The following is a 20,177-nucleotide window of genomic DNA, read 5'->3' as shown; positions in this document are numbered from 1 at the left end:
GGGCGGGTGGTCCCGGCTCCCGTCGAAAATAAGAAAACGACAAATTTGGAGGTAACTTTAATGAGTGCTGCGCAATCTGCGGTTCGTTCGCACGCCGAAGCGGTCCAGGTATCCCGGACCATCGACTGGATGGCGTTGTTCGTGGTGTTCTTCGTGATCGTGGGCTCGTACCACATTCACGCCATGCTCACCATGGGCGACTGGGACTTCTGGTCGGACTGGAAAGACCGGCGTCTGTGGGTCACCGTGACTCCGATCGTGCTGGTCACCTTCCCGGCGGCCGTCCAATCCTACCTGTGGGAGCGGTTTCGTCTGCCCTGGGGAGCGACTGTCTGCGTACTCGGCCTGCTGCTGGGTGAGTGGATCAACCGCTACTTCAACTTCTGGGGCTGGACCTACTTCCCGATCAACTTCGTGTTCCCCGCCTCGCTGGTGCCGGGCGCCATCATCCTGGACACCGTACTGATGCTGTCGGGCAGCTACCTGTTCACCGCCATCGTCGGTGCGATGGGTTGGGGTCTGATCTTCTACCCGGGCAACTGGCCGATCATCGCGCCGCTGCACGTGCCGGTGGAATACAACGGCATGCTGATGTCGGTTGCCGACATCCAGGGTTACAACTATGTGCGTACCGGCACGCCCGAGTACATCCGCATGGTAGAGAAGGGCACCCTGCGTACCTTCGGTAAGGACGTCGCCCCGGTATCGGCATTCTTCTCCGCGTTCATGTCGATCCTGATCTACTTCATGTGGCACTTCATCGGTCGCTGGTTCTCCAACGAACGGTTCCTGCAGAGCACCTGATCGGGCTGCGGCAAGACCTGTGAGTGAAAGACCGTCGTCCGGCTTGGCGACAGGCCGGCGAGTGACCCAACAGCAAGAACTCGAAAGAGGAGAGATCATGAAAACAATAAAGGACCGGATTGCAAAATGGTCTGCAATCGGACTGCTGTCCGCCGTGGCAGCCACCAGCTTCTATGCGCCGAGCGCCAGCGCCCACGGTGAAAAATCGCAGGCGGCGTTCATGCGCATGCGTACCATCCACTGGTACGACCTGAGCTGGTCGAAAGAGAAAGTCAAAATCAACGAAACCGTGGAAATCAAAGGCAAGTTCCACGTGTTCGAAGGCTGGCCGGAAACGGTCGACGAACCGGATGTGGCGTTCCTCAACGTCGGCATGCCGGGTCCGGTGTTCATCCGTAAGGAATCGTACATCGGTGGCCAGCTGGTGCCGCGCTCGGTGCGTCTGGAAATCGGCAAGACCTACGACTTCCGGGTGGTTCTCAAAGCCCGTCGTCCGGGTGACTGGCACGTTCACACCATGATGAACGTCCAGGGTGGCGGACCGATCATCGGCCCCGGCAAATGGATCACCGTGGAAGGCTCCATGAGTGAATTCCGCAACCCCATCACCACCCTGACCGGTCAGACGATCGACCTGGAGACCTACAACGAAGGCAACACCTACTTCTGGCACGCGTTCTGGTATGCCATCGGTGTCGCCTGGATCGCCTACTGGTCGCGTCGTCCGATCTTCATCCCCCGTCTGCTGATGGTGGATGCCGGTCGTGGGGACGAACTGGTCTCGGGCACCGACCGCAAGGTTGCGATGGGCTTCTTGGCCGCCACCATTCTGATCGTGGTCATGGCCATGTCCAGCACCAACAGCAAGTACCCGATCACCATCCCGCTGCAGGCCGGAACCATGCGTGGCATGAAGCCGCTGGAACTGCCGGCGCCGACGGTGTCGGTGAAAGTGGAAGACGCCACCTACCGGGTGCCGGGCCGCGCCATGCGGATGAAGCTGACCATCACCAACCATGGCAACAGCCCGATCCGGCTGGGTGAGTTCTACACTGCCTCGGTGCGTTTCCTGGATTCCGACGTGTACAAAGACACCACCGGTTATCCGGAAGACCTGCTGGCCGAAGACGGCCTGAGCGTCAGCGACAACAGCCCGATCGCGCCGGGTGAGACCCGCACGGTCGACGTGACGGCGTCGGATGCGGCATGGGAAGTGTATCGCCTGTCCGACATCATCTACGATCCGGACAGCCGCTTCGCCGGTCTGCTGTTCTTCTTCGACGCCACGGGCAACCGTCAGATCGTACAGGTCGACGCCCCGCTGATCCCGTCGTTCATGTAATCGCCTGAGGGGGAGTCCTTCGGGACTCCCCTTGCGGTGATGAAAGCCAAAACCCCCGACCGTTGTCGGCCGGGGGTTTTGTTTTATGGAGTTTTGTTTTGATCAGGCAGCAGGGACTTCCGGTGAGGGTGCTAGAGCCGTCCTTCCACTCCACTCGCGTGCAAATTGCCATGCGACCCGTCCGCTACGCGATCCGCGAGCGAGTGCCCAGCGTAAGGCTTCCCCTCGAATATCATTCCAGTTGGATTTCAGATCGGAAGCTCCCAGCTTCGTCAGCCAGTATTCGACCATCGCCAGATAATCGTCCTGGGAGAACGGATGGAAGGACAGCCAGAGACCGAATCGCTCGGACAGCGATATTTTCTCCTCGACCGAATCGCCTGGGTGGATTTCATTTCCAGCGGGACGCGCTTCCAGGTTCTCCGCCATATATTCCGGCAACAGATGGCGGCGATTGGAGGTGACATAGATCAACAGGTTGGCACTCAGAACGCTTGTGGAACCGTCGAGCGCAGATTTAAGAGCTTTGTAGCCGGGTTCTTCACATTCGAATGACAGATCATCGAAAAATAGGATGAAGCGCTCCGGACGATCATGGATGTATTCGATGATGTCCGGCAATTCCGCGAGATGGGTTTTTTCCACTTCGATGAGGCGAAGTCCGGAGTCGGCGTAATCGTGAAGCAGCGCCTTGACGAGGGAGGACTTTCCCGTTCCTTTCGATCCCCAAAGCAGCGCATTGTTGGAAGGTAAGCCGTGGAGGAACTGGCGGGTGTTGCGTACCAGTGCCGACTTTTGGCGATCAATGCACAGAAGATCGCGAAGGCCGATGTCGTGAAGTCGCCGCACGGGCATCAAGGGAGATTTGCACTCCCTGCCGCGCCAACGGTAAGCCTTGTGCGTCCAGTCAACAGGGGGAAGATTCGGTGGCGCGAGCCGCTCCACGGCTTCGGCCAGCCTTTGCACAGCTGCCAGCAAGAGGTCGATCTTCTCCGGCGTCATTGACGATGATTCATGCATCGATTCGTTTGTACTTGATCCGGCGCGGCGTATTCACTTCCTCGCCCAGGCGGCGGCGACGGTCAGCCTCGTAATCGGCGTAATTGCCTTCGAACCACGCGACTTCGCTTTCTCCTTCAAATGCAAGGATGTGGGTGGCTATGCGGTCCAGAAACCAGCGGTCGTGGGAAATCACCACCGCGCAGCCGGGAAAATCCAGCAGGGCATCTTCCAAAGCGCGGAGTGTTTCGACGTCGAGGTCGTTGGTGGGTTCGTCGAGCAAGAGGACATTGCCGCCGCTGCGGAGCAGCTTGGCGAGGTGGACCCGGTTCCGCTCACCCCCCGACAGTTCACCGATGCGTTTCTGTTGATCCGAACCCTTGAAGTTGAAGCGTCCCACGTAGGCACGCGAAGGGGTTTGATAGTTTCCGACCGCAATCATATCCAGACCATCGGAAATTTCTTCCCAAACGGTCTTGCTGTCATCCATATGTTCCCGAAACTGTTCGACATAGGCCAGTTTGACCGTAGGTCCGATACGGATCGAGCCTTGATCCGGCGTTTCCAGTCCGGCGATCATGCGGAACAGCGTGGTTTTGCCGGCGCCATTGGGGCCGATCACGCCGACGATACCCCCGGGCGGCAGCCGGAAACTCAAGTTTTCGACTAGAATACGTCCGTTGAACCCCTTGCTGACCCCGTCGAATTCGACGACCAGATCGCCCAGGCGGGGGCCTGGCGGAATGTAGATTTCCTTGGTTTCGTTCCGTTTCTGTACGTCGTTTTGGCTCAATTCTTCGAACCTGGCCAGGCGCGCCTTGCTTTTGGCATGCCGGCCTTTCGGGTTGGATCTCACCCATTCAAGTTCCGCCTTCATGGCTTTCATGCGGGCGGTTTCCTGTTTTTCTTCCATCTCTAGGCGGGCTTCTTTTTGTTCCAGCCATGAGGAGTAATTACCTTCCCACGGAATCCCGCGGCCCCGGTCGAGTTCCAGAATCCAGCCGGCTACATTGTCCAGGAAATAGCGATCGTGAGTGACGGCGACGACCGTCCCGGGATAGTCTTGGAGGAACCTTTCCAGCCAGGCCACGGACTCGGCATCGAGATGGTTGGTCGGCTCGTCGAGCAGCAACATGTCCGGGTTGGACAGGAGGAGGCGGCAGAGGGCGACGCGACGCCGTTCGCCACCCGAGAGTCTGGCGACGTCGGCGTCCCAGTCTGGGAGCCTCAGGGCATCGGCGGCGATTTCCAGTTTTCGGTCCAGCTCCCAGGCGCCGGCCGCATCGATCTTTTCCTGGAGTTCGGCCTGTTCGGCAAGGAGCTGGTCGAAATCCGCGTCCGGCTCGCCGAAGGCATTGCTGATTTCGTTGAACCTGTCAAGGAGGGCTTTGGTCTCGGCGACACCATCCTCGACGTTCCCGCGCACCGTTTTTGTCGGATCCAGTTGAGGTTCTTGTGCGAGGTAGCCGATCCGGATACCAGGTTGCGGCCGCGCTTCCCCGTCGTATTCCTTGTCGACGCCTGCCATGATGCGAAGCAGGGTGGACTTGCCGGCACCGTTGAGACCGAGTACGCCGATCTTGGCACCGGGGAAGAAGGAGAGCGAAATGTTTTCCAGGATCGTCCGCTTGGGTGGGACAATCTTGGAAACCCGGTTCATGGTGTAAATATATTGTGCCATTTTGAGTGCGTTAAGGGACATTGGATCATAATATTATTTCACGATCCGAGCCGTGAGGGACAGGTTTGCTTGAGAAGCCGGGACAGCAGATGAACGCTGAACTCAGCATACGCGTACATTCGAGATTGGCCGATGTGCCGGCGATGTTGTGGGACACATTCGGCAGTCCCGATGCGCCGCTGAGTCATGAGTTTCTGTCGGCGCTGGAGGAGACGGGTTGCCTGGGTGAAGCCATTGGGTGGATTCCCATGCATCTCTCGTTCACTGAAGTGGGGAAGGATGCTCCATTCGCTGCCATGCCTGCCTACCTCAAGACCAATTCGTTCGGGGAATTCGTATTCGATTGGGCTTGGGCCGAAGCGCATGCGGGAGCCGGCCTGGCATATTACCCGAAGTGGGTGATCGCCTCGCCATTCACTCCCGTTACGGGCCGGCGTCTGCTGGCGCCGGCGGGGGTCCCGGATTCCGCACGGGAAATCATGCTGGATCGCGCCATCGAGGTCGGGAAGTCGGCTGGCATGTCATCCATGCACTGGCTGTTCTGTACCGATCCGGTGCTGCTCGAAGCACCGATGCTGGTTCGGCGTATGGGATGCCAGTTCCACTGGCATAACGCCGGTTACCGAGACTTCTCGGATTTCCTGGACCGATTCAATGCGAAAAGGCGAAAGGAGCTGAAACGGGAGCGGCGGCAGGTTTTCGAGGCCGGGATAGAAATCGAAAGGGTCTGCGGAAGCGAAGTCGATGCTGTGACCTGGAATCGCTTTCATGCTCTGTACCGGCGCACATTCGACAAGCACGGCAACTACCCCGCCTTGAACGCAGGGTTTTTCCGGCGAATCGGTGAAACCATGGGCGAAAAGATCATGCTCGTCGTCGCAAGGCGCGGGTCCGAACTGATCGCTGCCGGTTTTTTCCTCGTGGGCGGGGACACTTTGTACGGTCGCTATTGGGGAGCTTTAGAGGAGGTGCCTTCTCTCCACTTCGAGGTTTGCTACTATCAGGGCCTGGAGTTTTGTCTGGAACGTGGGCTTCGTTGCTTCCAGCCCGGTGCCCAGGGTGAGCATAAGGTCAGCCGGGGGTTCGTGCCCACTGCGACCTGGTCGGCCCATTGGATTGCCGATCCGCGTTTGCGCGCGGCGATTGCCCGTCATGTCGAAGCCGAGCGCTTGCATGTGGAAGCTTATATGCAGATGCTCGAAAGCCGGCTGCCGTTCAAGAAGGAATCCGGATGCTGACTCTCATTGATCCCAACGACGAACGGCAAGCATTTCCTCCTCCCGATGCCGCTCTGAAGGAGCCGAACGGTCTTCTAGCGGTGGGCGGTTCATTGAGCGTCGCTCGTCTGGAACTGGCCTACCGGCGCGGGATATTTCCCTGGTATGGCGAGGGGGATCCGATCCTGTGGTGGTCCCCGGATCCCAGGTTGGTGCTTTTTCCGGAAAAACTGCGGATTTCGCGGAGCCTGCGCAAAACATTGCGCCGGCGGACATTTCGATTCAGCTTCGATCGGGCTTTCGTGGAGGTGATCACGGCTTGTGCTGAGCCACGGGGAAAATCGGTGGGAATCTGGCTGACTGCCGACATGCGGTCGGCTTACCTCGCTTTCCACCGCGCCGGTTTTGCGCACTCTTTCGAGGCTTGGCAGGATGGCGTTCTGGTGGGCGGGCTATACGGTGTGGCGATGGGGCAGATCTTTTACGGGGAATCGATGTTCCACAGGGTGACGGATGCCTCGAAGGCAGCGCTGGCGTTTGCCGTGGCCTGTCTATCTGCCTGGGGTTACCGGATGATAGACTGTCAGGTTTACAGTTCCCATCTCGCCAGTTTGGGAGCATCTGCCATTCCACGCAGCGAATTTCAGGCCATGGTGTCCGAATATTCGGAAATGCCCGTCGATCCTCAGGCATGGCAGCGTACCCCGGGGGACTTTCCTTGATGCTGGAACGGGTGGCACTTTGGAGGGGGCCTGGGCATCCCTGTGGCTATATGCCGGGGCGGAACGCGCGCTTTGCCTATGTTTCACCGCATCATCCGCTTTCTCCGCAAAGCTATCGTGGGCTCTTGGAACAAGGGTTCCGGCGCAGCGGAAACTGGGTGTACCGGCCGTGCTGCAGTGGGTGTAATGCCTGTATCCCGGTGCGTCTTCCCGTGGAGGATTTTCGTTTCACTCGTGGTTATCGGCGTATTCTCAAGCGGAATGCAGACGTCGAGATTCACGCCTGTGCCGCCCGCTTCGACGAGCGACAGTTTCAGCTTTATGTCCGATATCTGGCGGTGCGGCATCCCACCGACGCACCCGTTTCTCGGGATGACTACTGGTCGTTTCTGGCGAGCTCCTGGGCGGAAACCCGCTTCGTGGAGTTCCGCTCACGCTCGGATTTGCTCGGCGTGGCGGTCGTCGATCATGTGCCCGGAGCCTTATCCGCCGTATACACCTTTTTTGATCCCAACGCCGCAGAGCGGAGTCTGGGGTCACTGGCCATTTTGTGGCAGATATCGGAGGCCTGCCGGCTTGGATGGGAGTGGCTTTATCTCGGGTATTGGATAGGTGGTTGCCGCAAGATGGAATACAAGGCGAGATACAGACCATTGGAAGCGCTTGTCGCAAACCGATGGTTCAGGTTCGAAGTGGATGAGCCGCTGCCTTCGAGCATGCTATAATTTTGTAAATTTTTTACCCTGTGAACAGATGTCGAAAGAAGATCATATCGAAATGGAAGGCAAGGTCATCGAAACCCTGCCTAACACGACTTTCCGCGTTCAACTGGATAATGGACATGTGGTCATCGCCCATATTTCCGGCAAGATGAGGAAAAATTATATCCGGATTCTGACCGGTGACCGCGTCAAAGTTGAACTCACCCCTTACGATCTAAGCAAGGCCCGCATCACCTTCCGCCACCGCTAGCGCCAGCCCGTGGTCACACGGGCTCGGCGGTTTTCTGGCGCGTTTCGTAGGTGAATGTCAGCCTGTCGGCGGAAGCGCTGACTCGCACCGTGCCTCCATGCGCAAGACGGCCGAACAGAATTTCTTCGGCCAATGGTTTCTTGATGTTTTCCTGGATCACACGTGCCATTGGGCGCGCGCCCATCTTCGGGTCGAAGCCGTGCTCGGCCAGCCATGCTCGAGCATCCGGCTCGATGACCAGAGACACCTGCTTTTCGGCCAACTGGGCTTCGAGTTCGAAGATGAATTTGTCCACCACATGCCCGATCGTTTCCGGGCTGAGCGGGTTAAACTGGATGATCGCATCAAGGCGGTTCCGGAACTCGGGCGAGAAGGTGCGTTCGATCGCTTTCAAGCTATCCGTGGAGTGGTCTTGCGGAGTGAAACCTATCGACGGGCGGGCACCCTCGAAAGCCCCGGCATTGGTGGTCATGACCAGGATGATGTTACGGAAATCGGCCTTGCGTCCGTTGTTGTCGGTGAGCGTACCGTGATCCATCACCTGCAACAGCAGGTTGAAGACGTCAGGGTGTGCTTTTTCGATCTCGTCGAGCAACAGCACGGCGTGCGGATGCTTGTTGATGGCTTCGGTCAGGAGTCCGCCTTGGTCGAATCCGACATAGCCCGGCGGTGCCCCGATCAACCGGGACACCGTATGCCGCTCCATGTACTCCGACATGTCGAAACGGATCAGTTCGACACCGAGCATATGGGCGAGCTGGCGGGTCACTTCCGTTTTGCCTACGCCAGTGGGGCCAGCAAAAAGGAACGAACCTATGGGTTTCTGACCGTCGCGCAGACCGGCGCGGGACAACTTGATCGCCGATGCCAGTGCGGATATGGCCTCATCCTGGCCGAAGACCAGCATCTTGAGGTTGGATTCCAGGTCACGCAATTTTTCCTTGTCGTTGGCCGACACGGTTTTGGCGGGAATCCGCGCGATCTTCGAAACGATGTCCTCGATGTCCACCGTGCCGATGGTTTTCTTACGACGCGACGGCGGCAGAAGGCGCTGATTGGCTCCCGCCTCGTCGATGACGTCGATGGCCTTGTCGGGGAGATGGCGGTCGTTGATGTACCGGTCTGACAATTCCACCGCGGTCCGCAGCGCAGCGAGGGAATATTTGACATCATGGTGCTGTTCGAACCGGGTTTTCAGCCCTTTGAGGATCTGGTAGGTCTCTTCGACCGATGGTTCGGGAATATCGATTTTCTGGAAGCGGCGTGCCAAGGCTCGGTCTTTCTCGAAAATGCCGCGGTACTCCTGATAGGTCGTCGAGCCGATGCAGCGCAATTCACCCGAGGCCAGAACCGGTTTGATCAGATTGGACGCATCCATCACCCCTCCTGAGGCAGAGCCAGCGCCGATGATGGTGTGAATCTCGTCGATGAACAGGATGGCATTCGGCTCTTTCTTCAGCTGCGCCAGGAGCGACTTCAGACGCTTCTCGAAATCGCCGCGGTACTTGGTTCCCGCCACCAGGCTGCCGAGATCCAGGGAATAGATCGTGCTGTCCTTGAGCACTTCGGGTACGTCGTTTTCGACGATTTTCTTCGCCAGTCCCTCGGCGATAGCGGTTTTGCCCACGCCGGCTTCGCCGACGAACAGCGGATTGTTCTTCCTTCTGCGGCACAGCACCTGGACGGTACGTTCGAGTTCGTCCTTGCGGCCGATCAGCGGGTCGATCTTCCCGCGCCGGGCGGACTCGTTGAGATTGGTCGCGAATTTTTCGAGCGGGTTGGCACTGCCCCCGCTTTCCGCTTCATCGGATTCGGGTGCGGCACCCCTCGATACGCCGTCGGCCTCGTCCCGCACCTTGGAGATGCCATGGGAAATGAAGTTCACCACGTCGAGGCGGGTGATGTCCTGTTTGTGCAGCAGATAAACGGCGTGCGAGTCCTGTTCACTGAAGATGGCGACCAGGACGTTTGCTCCGGTGACTTCCTTTTTCCCCGATGATTGCACGTGAAAGGCCGCGCGCTGGAGCACCCGCTGGAATCCCAGCGTGGGCTGGGTATCGCGCTTGACGCCGGCCGGTATCAGCGGCGTGGTTTCATCCAGGAATTCGTTCAGTTCTTTGCGGAGCAGATCGAGATTGCCGCCACAGGCACGCAGGACTTCGATGGCGGCGCCGTTGTCGAGCATGGCCAGCAGCAGGTGCTCCACGGTAATGAACTCATGGCGTTTCTCGTAGGCGGTACGGAAGGCCGAATTCAATGATTGTTCGAGTTCTTTGCTCAACATACTGGAACCTGCTCGAGACTGGTAAAAGTTAGGCTTCTTCCATGGTGCAGAGGAGGGGATGCTGGTTCTGACGGGCATGGGCATTGACCTGTTGCACCTTGGTTTCCGCCACGTCTTTGGAAAAGACCCCGCATACCCCTACGCCCCGCGTATGCACATGCAGCATCACTTGCGTCGCTTTCTCTTCGTTCATGCCGAAAAACAGCATCAGCACATGAACGACGAACTCCATCGGAGTGAAATCATCATTCAACAGCATGACTTTGTACAGCGGTGGACGCTTGACCTTGGGCTGGGCCTCCTGGAGGGCCAAACCGTCGCCGGAGCCGTGATCCGATTCCTGAGACATCTGTCCGTCGTTCCCATGAAAAGATGGTTGTCTTTGCTAGGAATATGGGCCTCGATTTTACGAGATCAAGCCGGCGGCTGGCATCAGCACCGCCGGAGTGCGTCACGCTGGTCTACATAAGGCAGCTGCCGCGGCAGTATCCACATTTCGTACATCGACACCACCCACATGAATACGAAAGCCATGGCGAGGCCGCCGCCGCCCATGACGACAAGAAGGGCGAAATGGCGGTCGAGTTTCGTGAGCCACCAGGAGGCGATGTCCAGCAGCAGGAAAATATACGGCATGAGGATGGCCGAGCACTTGAGCTTGCAGGGTACGCCAGAAGCCAACGAAAAAATCATGCCGACAAACATGAAGATGAAGGCGATGCCGAACATATGGATGTGCGAGACCCGTGTCAACGACGAAAACGTCGCGCCTTCGTCCGATTGCGCCCGCGCCTTGATGCTTTCATAGCGGGTGAAATCCGGCAATCCGCTGTCGGCATTGTGGCAGCCTGTGCAATGCGCTTCGAACAGGGGCTTGATCTGCCGGATATAGGTGCTTTCGTCGGCACCGTCCCGGACCCATTGGATGATCTGGAACCGTACCTCGTCCGGTGCATTGGCCTTCATCGATCCGTTGAGCTTGGCCTCCAGCATCGAACCCGAGCGGTTGCCGTAATAGCTGTACACGATATCATCGATCGACAGTCCGAACTTGCCATCGGCCATGCCATGCGTGAACAGGATCTGCACCATGGCCAAGCCGTAGCCGATTGCGACGACAATCAAATAACCGGAAAATAACAACTTGACCGATGTACCCAAGTTGCTCAAGTTCAGCGGCATTCCCGCGGCTCCCATGATCATCACGAACTTCGCAGGCGAATCCTGCGTCTTACAAGGCTTAATAACATACGCGAATTGACAACTCAATTCGCTCTCAATTGAAAACAGTATGCAAAATTTGGAAACCCCGTCGGACGGCCGTCCTCGGGTCACGGTTGCCGCCGTCATCGAACGGGATGGCCGTTTTCTCTGTGTGGAAGAGCGCGCCGGCGCATCCTCCGAACTCGTCATCAATCAGCCGGCGGGCCACGTCGAAGCGGCGGAATCCGTGGTCGATGCCGCGGTCCGAGAGACGCTGGAAGAGACAGGCTGGCGTCTGGTGCCGGAGGCGGTGACCGGCATCTATTTATGGCGTCACATGGAATCCGGTAGGAGTTTCCTGCGCATCGCCATTACCGGGCGGGCCGAAGCCCCCGAGGGTGAGGTCAAGCTGGACGACGGCATCGAGCGGGCGCTCTGGCTGAGCCGGGACGAGTTGCTGCGCGAGCGAAGCCGCCATCGTAGCCCATTGGTGCTGCGAACGGTGGAGGACTACCTGCGGGGTGAGCGCCATCCGCTCAGCCTTTTTAAGCCCGTGCTCGGCTGAGGTGGAAATGAAGCAGCATGTGGTCGTTGGGATGTCGGGAGGGGTGGATTCGTCGGTCACCGCCTTGCTGCTGCTCCGCCAGGGTTACCGTGTCAGCGGCCTGTTCATGAAGAACTGGGAGGAGGACGATGGTACCAAGTACTGCACGGCCGTGCAGGATTTCGCCGACGCCAGGCAGGTCTGTGAGCGTTTAGGGGTCGAGCTGCATGCGGTTAACTTCGCTGCGGAATACTGGGATGATGTGTTCGAGGTGTTCCTGAGCGAATACCGGGCCGGCCGGACGCCGAATCCCGACATCCTCTGTAACAAGCAGATCAAGTTCAAAGCCTTCCTCGACTATGCCGAAGACCTGGGCGCCGATCTCATCGCCATGGGGCATTATGCCCGGGTGGTGGAAGACGACGGTCGGTTGCAGCTCTTCAAGGGATGTGATGCCGGTAAGGATCAGAGCTATTTCCTTTACACTCTGCAGCAGGACCAGCTCGCCCGTACTCTGTTCCCCCTGGGTGGGCTGAACAAGACCGAGGTGCGCGCATTGGCCACCCGGGCCGGTTTTGCCAACGACGCCAAGAAGGACAGTACCGGCATCTGTTTCATCGGCGAACGGCGCTTCAAGGACTTCCTCGCCCGTTATCTGCCGGCCCAGCCGGGGGATATCCGCACACCGGATGGCGTGCTCCTCGGCCGGCACGACGGCCTGATGTACTACACGCTAGGCCAGCGTTCCGGACTCGGCATCGGCGGCACCAGGGCGGGCGGACGGGAGCCGTGGTATGTGTTGGACAAGGATCTGACCAACAACGTGCTGGTGGTCGGCCAGGGTCACGATCACCCCCTGCTCTACCGGGATGGGCTGCTGGCCAGCCGGCTCCATTGGGTCGATGGTGCCGGTCCTGCGCCCAGCGAGATACTGTATTGTGCAGCCAAGACCCGCTACCGCCAGAGCGACCAGGACTGTCGCATCCGTCTGCTCGGTGAAGACCGCCTGGAGGTCGTGTTCGCCCGGCCCCAGCGCGCCGTGACTCCGGGCCAGTCGGTCGTGTTTTACCAGGACGATCGCTGCCTCGGCGGTGGCGTCATCGACCAGACCTTCAATACGGGTTCGAAGGCCGAAGCCGCCTAAGATCTAGACATAAGGAAAACTATGAAGTCCATCAAGGCATTATCGCCGGTAGACGGCCGTTACGCCGACAAGGCCGACGCCCTCCGCAACACTTTCAGCGAATACGGTCTCATCCGGTTCCGGATCCTGGTCGAATTGCGCTGGCTGGAGGTGCTGGCGGCCGAGCCCGCGATCATCGAGGTTCCCTCTTTGAGTGACGGAGCGCGCGATCGCCTGCACCGGATCGTGAACGAATTCGGTGAAGAGGATGCCGAACGGGTCAAGACCATCGAGCGGACCACCAACCATGACGTCAAGGCGGTCGAATATTTCCTGAAAGAGAAGATCAAGGGCTGCCCCGAACTGGAGCGGATCGCCGAGTTCATCCATTTCGCCTGCACCTCCGAAGACATCAACAATCTCGCCTATGGGCTGATGGTGAAGGAAGCCCGTGACACTGTCCTGCTGCCGGCGATGGACGAACTGATTGCCGCGGTGCGGGAACGGGCGCATGCCTATGCCGGCCAGCCGATGCTTTCGCGCACTCACGGCCAGCCGGCAACGCCCACCACGGTGGGGAAGGAGTTCGCCAACGTTGCCGCGCGGCTGGCGCGTCAACGCGAGCAAGTAGCGGCGGTGACGCTGATGGGCAAGATCAATGGTGCGGTCGGCAATTTCAATGCCCATGCGGTCGCTTACCCCGAAGTCGATTGGCCCAAACTGGCGCAAGCCTTCGTCGAGTCGCTGGGGCTGGCCTGGAACCCTTACACCATACAGATCGAGCCGCACGATTATCTGGCCGAGCTATGCCATGCCTACAGCCGTTTCGGCACGGTGCTGATCGACTTCGACCGCGACGTCTGGGGTTATATCTCACTGGGTTTTTTCAGGCAGAAGACCGTGGCCGGCGAAGTCGGCTCGTCCACCATGCCGCACAAAGTCAACCCGATCGATTTCGAGAACTCGGAAGGCAACCTCGGTCTCGCCAACGCGCTGTTCTCGCATTTCGCCGAGAAGTTGCCGATCTCGCGCTGGCAGCGCGATCTGAGCGATTCCACGGTGCTGCGCAATCTCGGCGTCGGTTTCGCCCATCTGCTCATTGCGCTCGCTTCGACCTTGAAAGGACTGGGCAAGCTGGAGCTGAGCCCTCCGGTACTGGAGGCTGATCTCGATGGCAACTGGGAGGTGCTGGCCGAGGCGATCCAGACCGTGATGCGCCGCTATGGCGTGGAACAGCCCTATGAGAAGCTCAAGGTCTTGACCCGCGGCCAGCGGGTGGACGCGGAGGGACTGCGTGCCTTCGTCGAGACCCTGGAGATACCGGAGGAAGCGCGCCGCCGCCTGGCAGCACTGGCCCCACGCGACTACATCGGCTACGCTGAAGCCTTCGCCAAAGCCATCTGAGTCCATGCCTGCCTTCCGATACCTGATCGCGCTGCCGCTGCTGTTCCTGAGCCTCGCGCAGGCTGAGACCACGCCGCAGAGCCGGCTGAAAAATTTTCTGGATTCCGCCCGCACCCTGCAGGCCGACTTCACCCAGGTCCAGCTCGACGAAAGCGGTCGACCCCGGCAGGAGAGCAAGGGTTCCTTCTACTTGCAGCGGCCCGGTAAGTTTCGCTGGGATTACACCAAGCCCTACCGCCAGCAAATCGTCTCCAGCGGTGGCAAGGTCTGGTTCTACGATGTCGACCTGGAACAGGTGACGGCCAAGAAACTCGGTCAGGCCGTGGGTTCGACGCCGGCCTTGCTGCTGAGCGGCGAAATGGCGCTGGAGGACAATTTTACCATCGAGGACCAGGGGGCCGAGGAGGGCATGTACTGGATCAAGCTGGTGCCCAAGTCGGAGGAAGGCGGATTCCGTTATGTGCTGATCGGGCTCGAAGGCGACAAGCTGGCCGGCATGGAGCTGAGCGACAATTTCGGCCAGTTGACACGCATCTATTTCGCCAACCTCCGGACCGGCATTACGCTCGACCCCAAGCTGTTCCAGTTCAGCCCGCCGGCCGGCGTGGACGTGTTCGAGGACAAGTAGCCGCCGGTGTTTGTTGACTTCTCCCAGCCGCTGGCCGACCGGTTGCGTCCCCGGACGCTGGACGAGTACGTCGGCCAGACTCACCTCATCGAGCCGGGCCGGCCGCTGTACGAGTCGATCCGGCGAGGCCGCCTCCATTCGATGATTTTTTGGGGTCCGCCCGGCACCGGCAAGACGACTCTGGCGCGGCTGGTCGCCCGCCATGCCGACGCCGAGTTTCTGCCGGTTTCCGCGGTGTTGTCGGGGGTGAAGGAAATCCGCGAAGCCTTGGCTCAGGCGGTGAAATTCAAGGCGGCCGGCCGCCGCGCCGTCCTGTTCGTCGACGAGGTGCACCGTTTCAATAAATCGCAGCAGGACGCGTTTCTGGCCCACGTCGAGGACGGCACGGTCAGCTTCATCGGTGCCACCACCGAAAATCCCTCGTTCGAGGTCAACGCCGCCTTGCTGTCGCGGGCCAGGGTCTATGTGCTGAAGGCGCTGAGCGAGGCCGATCTGTTGGGCGTCATCGAGCGCGCATTGTCGGACGCTGAGCACGGCCTGGGCGGACGCGGTCTGGAGATGCCCGGCCCCGTGCGCATGGCTTACGTCCGTGCCGCCGACGGTGATGCCCGGCGCTTGCTGAACCTCCTGGAAATCACCGCAGACCTGCTGGATGCGGGCCAGACGGTGGTGAGCGAAGAGATCGCGCGGCAGGTCCTGGCGTCTGGCACCACGCGCCGTTTCGACAAGCAGGGCGAGGAGTTCTACAACCAAATTTCCGCACTGCACAAATCGGTGCGCGGCAGTTCGCCCGATGCCGCATTGTACTGGTTGTGCCGGATGCTGGATGGGGGCTGCGATCCGCTCTATTTGGCCCGGCGCCTGGTGCGGATCGCGTCCGAGGACATCGGCAATGCGGACCCCAAGGCGCTGGAGCTGTGCTTGAATGCCTGGAACGCCCAGGAGCGCCTCGGCAGCCCGGAGGGCGAGCTGGCCCTGGCGCAGGCCGTTGTGTATTTGGCCGTCGCCCCCAAGAGCAATGCAGTTTACGAGGCCTACAAGGCCGCGCGGGCAGACGCCGCCCAGGCGGGCAGTCTGCCGGTGCCCCTGCATCTGCGCAACGCACCGACAGGCTTGATGAAGAGCCTGGATTACGGCAAGGAATACCGCTATGCGCACGATTATCCGGACGCCTACGTGCCGGGCGAAAACTATTTCCCCGATGGGCTGGAGCGGCGGGAATACTACCGCCCGGTCAATCGCGGCATGGAGATCAAGATCGCCGAGAAGCTGGAGCGTCTCAAGGCGCTGGACAAGGAGGCGGACGAGCGTTGAGCACCACGGCCGGTCTTTCCGCGGCTGCCCGCAGCCTGCTCTCATTGCTGGCCGATGGCGGCTTCCATTCCGGCGAAGCCATTGCTGCGAGCTCGGGTTGCAGCCGCACCGGGGTCTGGAAGCGCATCGAGGAGCTGCGCGCCCTGGGGGTGGAAGTATACGCCGTACCCGGCATGGGCTACCGACTGGCGCATCCGCTGGAGCTGCTGGACGGGAAGGTGATAGCGGGCGCACTGACCGGTACGGCGGCGGAAGCCATCGGCCTTATCGAAGTTCATGCGCAGCTTGCCTCCACCAATGATCACCTCATGCGGCGGGCGGCCGAAGGCGCACCGGCCGGCACCGTCTGCCTGGCCGAGCGGCAGAGCGCCGGAAAGGGACGGATTGGCCGGGCGTGGGTGTCGCCCCTGTGCGGCAACGTCTATTTGTCCCTGCTCTGGCGGTTCGGCCGGGCGGGTTTTTCCGGTCTTAGCCTCGCCGTGGGCGTGGCTGCGGTACGGGCCTTACGGGCGCAGGGCATCAGCGATGCGGCACTCAAATGGCCGAACGACGTCCTGTGGTCGCGCCGCAAGCTGGGTGGCATTCTGATCGAGGTGACGGGGGAGGCCAATGGCCAATACGCTGTCGTGATCGGGATCGGCCTCAACATGAATCTTCCGGACCGCCACGCCGGGTCCATCGATCAGGACTGGGTCGACCTGGCGCGGATTCCGGGAGGCGCCGGCGTCTCGCGCAATCGGCTGATCGCCGGGATGCTCAACGAATTGGCCCCCATGCTGGCGGGTTACGAAACCACCGGGCTTGCGCCGTATCTCGAGGAATGGCGCGGCTACCACAGCTTCGAAGGCGCCCAGGCCAGCGTGCAACAGGGTGACCGGGTGTGGACGGGGCGGATCGTCGGTGTCTCGGCGGAAGGACTGCTGCTGCTGGCATGCGAGGACGGTCCGGTGCGTGAATTCGCATCCGGCGACGTACGGGTGAGAGCGCTGTGAAGCTGTTGATCGACATCGGCAATTCGCGGGTGAAATGGGCGCGATCCGAGCCGGGACGGTACACCTTCGGCGGTGCGTTCGCCACGGACGCGTCCAGCCTGGCAGGTGCGTGCGAAAGCCAGATGGCGGAGCTGCCGCGGCCGGAGGCCGTTCTGGTGTCCAACGTCGCCGGCGCGAGGATGGGCCGGCTGGTCGCGGACTGGGCGTCGGCCCGCTGGGCCGTGCCGGTCCGTTTCCTATGCAGTGAGGCTTCGGCCATGGGAGTCGTCAACGCCTATCCGGATCCGGCCCGCTTGGGTGTCGACCGCTGGCTCGGGCTGATCGGAGCTTGGCGGATGCACCGCGACGCCTGCTGCATCGTCAGCGCCGGTACTGCCTTGACCATCGACCTGCTGGACGGTGAGGGCCGGCATCGGGGCGGTGTGATTGGTCCCGGTCTTTCGCTGATGCGCACGGCGCTGACGTCCCTGGAGGCTTTGGCGGGAGAGGTGGAAAGCGGCAACGACTTCTTCTGCAACCGCACCGCACCCGCGTTGTCCAGCGGTATTCTCTATTCGGCGGTGGGTTTGATAAGGGAGTCACTGGGGCGGGCGGCGAGGCTCCTGGCGACCGAGCCCGTAGTGCTGCTCACCGGCGGCGATGCCGCGATGCTCCGTCCCTACATCGAGGGTCCGGTCCAGTTGGTGCCTCACCTCGTTCTCGAAGGCCTGCATGCCGTAGCGGAGCGTTCGCCATGAGATTCCTTTTCTACTTCCTCCTTACTGCCAATGTGGCTTTTTTCCTATGGAGCCTGGGGCATCGCGACACCAAGCGGCACATCGACGTCAAGGCTGTCGAGGCACCGGGAAGATTGTTGTTACGCTCGGAGGTCGCAGATACCCGCGGCGGCATCCCGAGTCCTCCGCTCGATACCCCGCCGCCGACGAGGGCCGAGAGCGAGCTGCCATCCGCCGAGGGGTCCTGCTACCGTATCGGACCGTTTGCCGAGGCGGCCGAAGCGCGACGGGTGCTGGCTCTGGTCAAGGAGTGGATCGACAGGGCGAATGTGACCAGTGAATCCTCGGAATCGCTGGATGGCTACTGGCTGCTCTATCCCAAGGCAGAGAACATGGATGAGGCCAAGGGCAATCGCAAGATGCTGATGGACAAGGGTATCAAGGATGTATGGCTGATCGACAAGGGCGAGATGGCGGGTGCGATTTCGCTCGGCATCTTCAAGACCCGGGAGGAGGCCGAAACCGAGGTGGTCCGCTTGTCTAAACTCAACGTGCGGACGCAGATCCGGCCCCGGATCACCCCGTCCGAAACGGTCTGGATACAGTTCGTCTGGGAGAAGTCGCCGCTGGAGCTGGATGAAGTCATGATCCAGCTGCGCGGCGAGAATCCGGATGTGTCGGTGCCCTCGCTCAATCACTGCCCGCCACCCAAGCCTCAACGGCCGGCGTAGCGGGCGGCGATGAAAAGGAAGAACTGGGTGCCGAATATGAGATTCGCCAAGACCAGGTGCAGCGGCTGGGCGATGGCCGGAAAACCGAACCGGTCCAGCGTGACGCCGGCGGCGATGGCGGCGACTACGAGCCCTGCCAGGGCCATTCCGAAGCGGGCATAGAGCGAGCCTGCCGGCACGGACTTGACCGTCTTCCAGGCCAACCAAAGGTTGACGCCGAGGATCAAGGCGGAGAAGGAGCGGTGGACGTAGAAGATGAGCGGGAAGTTTTCGCGCCACAGGCTGCGGTCTGCCGCGGAGGTTGCAGCCATGACGTCCACCGATTCTCGAATCTGGGTACCCATGGTGATCTGCAGGAGAGTCATACCCATGGCCGCCATCAGGACCGTGCGGAAGCGTGGGGGCAGGCCGGACAGGTCCAAGGCGGCGAAATAACGGCGCTGCGAACGCGTGACTGCGTAAATCAGCAGGCAGACGATGGCGAACGCCATCAGCATGTGGGCCGTGATCATGACCGGGCGCAGATTGCTGGCCACCACGGCGGAGCCCAGCCAGCCCTGGAAACCCACCGCAAGGAACACCGTCAGCGCGAGCCAGGTCACGGTCCGATCGGTCTTCCAAAAGGCGAGGGAGCGGTACAACGTGGCGATGATCAGCAGGCCGATGCTGACGCCTACCAGTCGGTTGACGTATTCGGTCCAGGTTTTGACCGGGTTGAAGCGGGTGTCGGCATAACCGCGCTCGGCGTAGATTTCGTGGTAGTCGGCCGGAAGCTGTGATTCGTCCGTAGGCGGCACCAGCCGGCCGAAGCAGGTCGGCCAGTCCGGGCAGCCCATGCCGGCACCCGAGGCTCTGACGATGCCGCCCACCATGATCAAAAAATAGACGGCGGCGATGGTGATGATGCCGATCCGGGCGAACCGGCTACCTGCATCGGGAGCAGTGTTGCATTGCATGATGCGATCTCGAAGTCATTCGCCCTCTCCTCTCTATGTTGGGAGAGGGCTGGGTGAGGGAAGAGGCCGGGCGAATCATAGCACCGCAGTGGTGCGGCGATAATCGGGGAGGTTCCGAATGCGGAAATTGCGCCGGCCCGGTCTTGATAAAGAATTCCGGCGTTCATATATGCGCCTTTGGTCCTTCAACAAACTGAGGAGTTTTTCGATGCCGATTTACGAATACCAGTGCAAATCCTGCGGTCACAGCCTGGAGGTCATGCAGAAGATCAGCGACGTGCCGTTGACGGACTGCCCCGCCTGCGGCCAGCCGGAGCTGGCCAAGCAGGTCTCCGCCGCCGGTTTCCGGCTCAAGGGCGGCGGCTGGTACGAGACCGATTTCAAGGGCAGCAAGGACAAGAAAAAGAATCTGGCCGGTGATGCCACGCCGAAAGCGGAGGGCAAGCCAGCGGACAGCGCCGCTTCGTCCAGCAAACCCGCGGCTTAGGATCGGCTTGCGCTGGCTGGAAGCCAGCGCGTAACATTCGATACTTTTTCAGTCGATC

General features: G+C 60.5%; 21 protein-coding genes. 15 read left to right on the top strand and 6 right to left on the bottom strand.

The genetic code is table 11. The features are described 5' to 3' along the window. Window positions 1-60 precede the first annotated feature (60 nt). Entirely contained in the window at window positions 61-804 is a 744-nt protein-coding gene (gene amoA / locus N4J17_RS14325; protein WP_198324339.1) for a bacterial ammonia monooxygenase, subunit AmoA, read from the top strand. A 97-nt stretch (window positions 805-901) separates the two neighbouring features. Continuing rightward, complete coding sequence (gene amoB / locus N4J17_RS14320; protein WP_338457608.1) at window positions 902-2,146, top strand: bacterial ammonia monooxygenase, subunit AmoB; 1,245 nt, start codon at window positions 902-904, stop codon at window positions 2,144-2,146. Between the two features lie 102 nt (window positions 2,147-2,248). Here the strand turns inward: amoB and N4J17_RS14315 are convergent, their stop codons facing one another. Then, window positions 2,249-3,148, bottom strand: a complete 900-nt coding sequence (locus tag N4J17_RS14315; RefSeq protein WP_232470664.1) for an ATP-binding protein — start codon at window positions 3,146-3,148, stop codon at window positions 2,249-2,251. Between the two features lie 10 nt (window positions 3,149-3,158). Further along, on the bottom strand, window positions 3,159-4,826 hold the full coding sequence (gene ettA / locus N4J17_RS14310) for an energy-dependent translational throttle protein EttA (RefSeq protein ID WP_198323809.1): 1,668 nt from the start codon (window positions 4,824-4,826) through the stop codon (window positions 3,159-3,161). An 89-nt stretch (window positions 4,827-4,915) separates the two neighbouring features. Here ettA and N4J17_RS14305 point away from each other — a divergent pair, with 89 nt between their 5' ends. Genes N4J17_RS14305 through infA form a run of 4 tightly spaced genes read left to right on the top strand, consistent with a single transcriptional unit; the run spans window position 4,916 to window position 7,737 of the window. Continuing rightward, a complete protein-coding gene (locus N4J17_RS14305) occupies window positions 4,916-6,064 on the top strand; it encodes a GNAT family N-acetyltransferase (protein ID WP_198323810.1) in 1,149 nt (382 codons plus the stop codon). Next, window positions 6,058-6,765 (top strand): leucyl/phenylalanyl-tRNA--protein transferase, encoded by a 708-nt coding sequence (gene aat / locus N4J17_RS14300; RefSeq protein WP_198323811.1) that lies wholly within the window; start codon window positions 6,058-6,060, stop codon window positions 6,763-6,765. The genes N4J17_RS14305 and aat overlap by 7 nt, the downstream gene beginning before the upstream one ends. Then, window positions 6,765-7,490, top strand: a complete 726-nt coding sequence (locus N4J17_RS14295) for an arginyltransferase (protein ID WP_198323812.1) — start codon at window positions 6,765-6,767, stop codon at window positions 7,488-7,490. The genes aat and N4J17_RS14295 overlap by 1 nt, the downstream gene beginning before the upstream one ends. A gap of 28 nt (window positions 7,491-7,518) precedes the next feature. Beyond that, the gene (infA, locus tag N4J17_RS14290) at window positions 7,519-7,737 is read left to right on the top strand and encodes a translation initiation factor IF-1 (RefSeq protein ID WP_010961043.1); all 219 of its coding nucleotides are present in this window, start codon (window positions 7,519-7,521) and stop codon (window positions 7,735-7,737) included. 13 nt (window positions 7,738-7,750) lie between these two features. Here the strand turns inward: infA and clpA are convergent, their stop codons facing one another. The 3 genes from clpA to N4J17_RS14275 all read right to left on the bottom strand — a co-directional run bounded on the left by clpA (window position 7,751) and on the right by N4J17_RS14275 (window position 11,203). Beyond that, window positions 7,751-10,021: an ATP-dependent Clp protease ATP-binding subunit ClpA gene (gene clpA / locus N4J17_RS14285; RefSeq protein WP_198323813.1), complete on the bottom strand. Its 2,271-nt coding sequence runs from the start codon at window positions 10,019-10,021 to the stop codon at window positions 7,751-7,753. 28 nt (window positions 10,022-10,049) lie between these two features. After that, window positions 10,050-10,370, bottom strand: coding sequence for an ATP-dependent Clp protease adapter ClpS (gene clpS, locus N4J17_RS14280; RefSeq protein WP_010961041.1), 321 nt, complete (start codon window positions 10,368-10,370; stop codon window positions 10,050-10,052). 83 nt (window positions 10,371-10,453) lie between these two features. Then, on the bottom strand, window positions 10,454-11,203 hold the full coding sequence (locus tag N4J17_RS14275; protein ID WP_198323814.1) for an elongation factor-1 alpha: 750 nt from the start codon (window positions 11,201-11,203) through the stop codon (window positions 10,454-10,456). Between the two features lie 109 nt (window positions 11,204-11,312). Here N4J17_RS14275 and N4J17_RS14270 point away from each other — a divergent pair, with 109 nt between their 5' ends. The 8 genes from N4J17_RS14270 to N4J17_RS14235 are packed head-to-tail and all read left to right on the top strand — an operon-like array spanning window position 11,313 to window position 18,676. Beyond that, window positions 11,313-11,789 carry an NUDIX hydrolase gene (locus N4J17_RS14270; RefSeq protein ID WP_198323815.1) on the top strand — a complete coding sequence of 159 codons (477 nt, stop codon included), beginning with the start codon at window positions 11,313-11,315 and terminating at the stop codon, window positions 11,787-11,789. A 7-nt stretch (window positions 11,790-11,796) separates the two neighbouring features. Further along, entirely contained in the window at window positions 11,797-12,912 is a 1,116-nt protein-coding gene (gene mnmA / locus N4J17_RS14265) for a tRNA 2-thiouridine(34) synthase MnmA (protein ID WP_198323816.1), read from the top strand. 21 nt (window positions 12,913-12,933) lie between these two features. Further along, the gene (gene purB / locus N4J17_RS14260; RefSeq protein ID WP_198323817.1) at window positions 12,934-14,295 is read left to right on the top strand and encodes an adenylosuccinate lyase; all 1,362 of its coding nucleotides are present in this window, start codon (window positions 12,934-12,936) and stop codon (window positions 14,293-14,295) included. A gap of 4 nt (window positions 14,296-14,299) precedes the next feature. Next, on the top strand, window positions 14,300-14,923 hold the full coding sequence (lolA, locus tag N4J17_RS14255) for an outer membrane lipoprotein chaperone LolA (RefSeq protein ID WP_198323818.1): 624 nt from the start codon (window positions 14,300-14,302) through the stop codon (window positions 14,921-14,923). Window positions 14,924-14,929: 6 nt separating this feature from the next. Next, on the top strand, window positions 14,930-16,237 hold the full coding sequence (locus N4J17_RS14250) for a replication-associated recombination protein A (RefSeq protein ID WP_198323819.1): 1,308 nt from the start codon (window positions 14,930-14,932) through the stop codon (window positions 16,235-16,237). Next, window positions 16,234-17,229, top strand: coding sequence for a biotin--[acetyl-CoA-carboxylase] ligase (locus N4J17_RS14245; RefSeq protein ID WP_198323820.1), 996 nt, complete (start codon window positions 16,234-16,236; stop codon window positions 17,227-17,229). Before N4J17_RS14250 ends, N4J17_RS14245 begins: the two co-directional genes overlap by 4 nt. Next, a complete protein-coding gene (locus N4J17_RS14240; RefSeq protein WP_198323821.1) occupies window positions 17,226-17,966 on the top strand; it encodes a type III pantothenate kinase in 741 nt (246 codons plus the stop codon). The genes N4J17_RS14245 and N4J17_RS14240 overlap by 4 nt, the downstream gene beginning before the upstream one ends. After that, the gene (locus N4J17_RS14235) at window positions 17,963-18,676 is read left to right on the top strand and encodes a hypothetical protein (RefSeq protein WP_198323822.1); all 714 of its coding nucleotides are present in this window, start codon (window positions 17,963-17,965) and stop codon (window positions 18,674-18,676) included. The genes N4J17_RS14240 and N4J17_RS14235 overlap by 4 nt, the downstream gene beginning before the upstream one ends. Here N4J17_RS14235 and N4J17_RS14230 read toward each other — a convergent pair. Then, a complete protein-coding gene (locus tag N4J17_RS14230) occupies window positions 18,661-19,632 on the bottom strand; it encodes a COX15/CtaA family protein (protein ID WP_198323823.1) in 972 nt (323 codons plus the stop codon). The two genes, N4J17_RS14235 and N4J17_RS14230, sit on opposite strands and share 16 nt — an antisense overlap. A 208-nt stretch (window positions 19,633-19,840) precedes the next feature. Here N4J17_RS14230 and N4J17_RS14225 point away from each other — a divergent pair, with 208 nt between their 5' ends. Beyond that, complete coding sequence (locus N4J17_RS14225; protein ID WP_198323824.1) at window positions 19,841-20,119, top strand: FmdB family zinc ribbon protein; 279 nt, start codon at window positions 19,841-19,843, stop codon at window positions 20,117-20,119. Window positions 20,120-20,177 lie beyond the last annotated feature (58 nt).

It is taken from the genome of Methylococcus capsulatus, assembly GCF_036864975.1.
In the GTDB taxonomy this organism is placed as follows: Bacteria; Pseudomonadota; Gammaproteobacteria; order Methylococcales; family Methylococcaceae; genus Methylococcus.
The sequence above is the reverse complement of the archived record's forward strand: the minus strand, read 5'-3'. Positions and strand labels throughout refer to the sequence as shown.

Coding starts and splice junctions, on each gene's coding strand:
- amoA (WP_198324339.1), top strand. CDS start 61: ATGAGTGCTGCGCAATCTGCGGTTCGTTCGCACGCCGAAGCGGTCCAG.
- amoB (WP_338457608.1), top strand. CDS start 902: ATGAAAACAATAAAGGACCGGATTGCAAAATGGTCTGCAATCGGACTG.
- N4J17_RS14315 (WP_232470664.1), bottom strand. CDS start 3,148: ATGACGCCGGAGAAGATCGACCTCTTGCTGGCAGCTGTGCAAAGGCTG.
- ettA (WP_198323809.1), bottom strand. CDS start 4,826: ATGGCACAATATATTTACACCATGAACCGGGTTTCCAAGATTGTCCCA.
- N4J17_RS14305 (WP_198323810.1), top strand. CDS start 4,916: ATGAACGCTGAACTCAGCATACGCGTACATTCGAGATTGGCCGATGTG.
- aat (WP_198323811.1), top strand. CDS start 6,058: ATGCTGACTCTCATTGATCCCAACGACGAACGGCAAGCATTTCCTCCT.
- N4J17_RS14295 (WP_198323812.1), top strand. CDS start 6,765: ATGCTGGAACGGGTGGCACTTTGGAGGGGGCCTGGGCATCCCTGTGGC.
- infA (WP_010961043.1), top strand. CDS start 7,519: ATGTCGAAAGAAGATCATATCGAAATGGAAGGCAAGGTCATCGAAACC.
- clpA (WP_198323813.1), bottom strand. CDS start 10,021: ATGTTGAGCAAAGAACTCGAACAATCATTGAATTCGGCCTTCCGTACC.
- clpS (WP_010961041.1), bottom strand. CDS start 10,370: ATGTCTCAGGAATCGGATCACGGCTCCGGCGACGGTTTGGCCCTCCAG.
- N4J17_RS14275 (WP_198323814.1), bottom strand. CDS start 11,203: ATGCCGCTGAACTTGAGCAACTTGGGTACATCGGTCAAGTTGTTATTT.
- N4J17_RS14270 (WP_198323815.1), top strand. CDS start 11,313: ATGCAAAATTTGGAAACCCCGTCGGACGGCCGTCCTCGGGTCACGGTT.
- mnmA (WP_198323816.1), top strand. CDS start 11,797: ATGAAGCAGCATGTGGTCGTTGGGATGTCGGGAGGGGTGGATTCGTCG.
- purB (WP_198323817.1), top strand. CDS start 12,934: ATGAAGTCCATCAAGGCATTATCGCCGGTAGACGGCCGTTACGCCGAC.
- lolA (WP_198323818.1), top strand. CDS start 14,300: ATGCCTGCCTTCCGATACCTGATCGCGCTGCCGCTGCTGTTCCTGAGC.
- N4J17_RS14235 (WP_198323822.1), top strand. CDS start 17,963: ATGAGATTCCTTTTCTACTTCCTCCTTACTGCCAATGTGGCTTTTTTC.
- N4J17_RS14230 (WP_198323823.1), bottom strand. CDS start 19,632: ATGCAATGCAACACTGCTCCCGATGCAGGTAGCCGGTTCGCCCGGATC.
- N4J17_RS14225 (WP_198323824.1), top strand. CDS start 19,841: ATGCCGATTTACGAATACCAGTGCAAATCCTGCGGTCACAGCCTGGAG.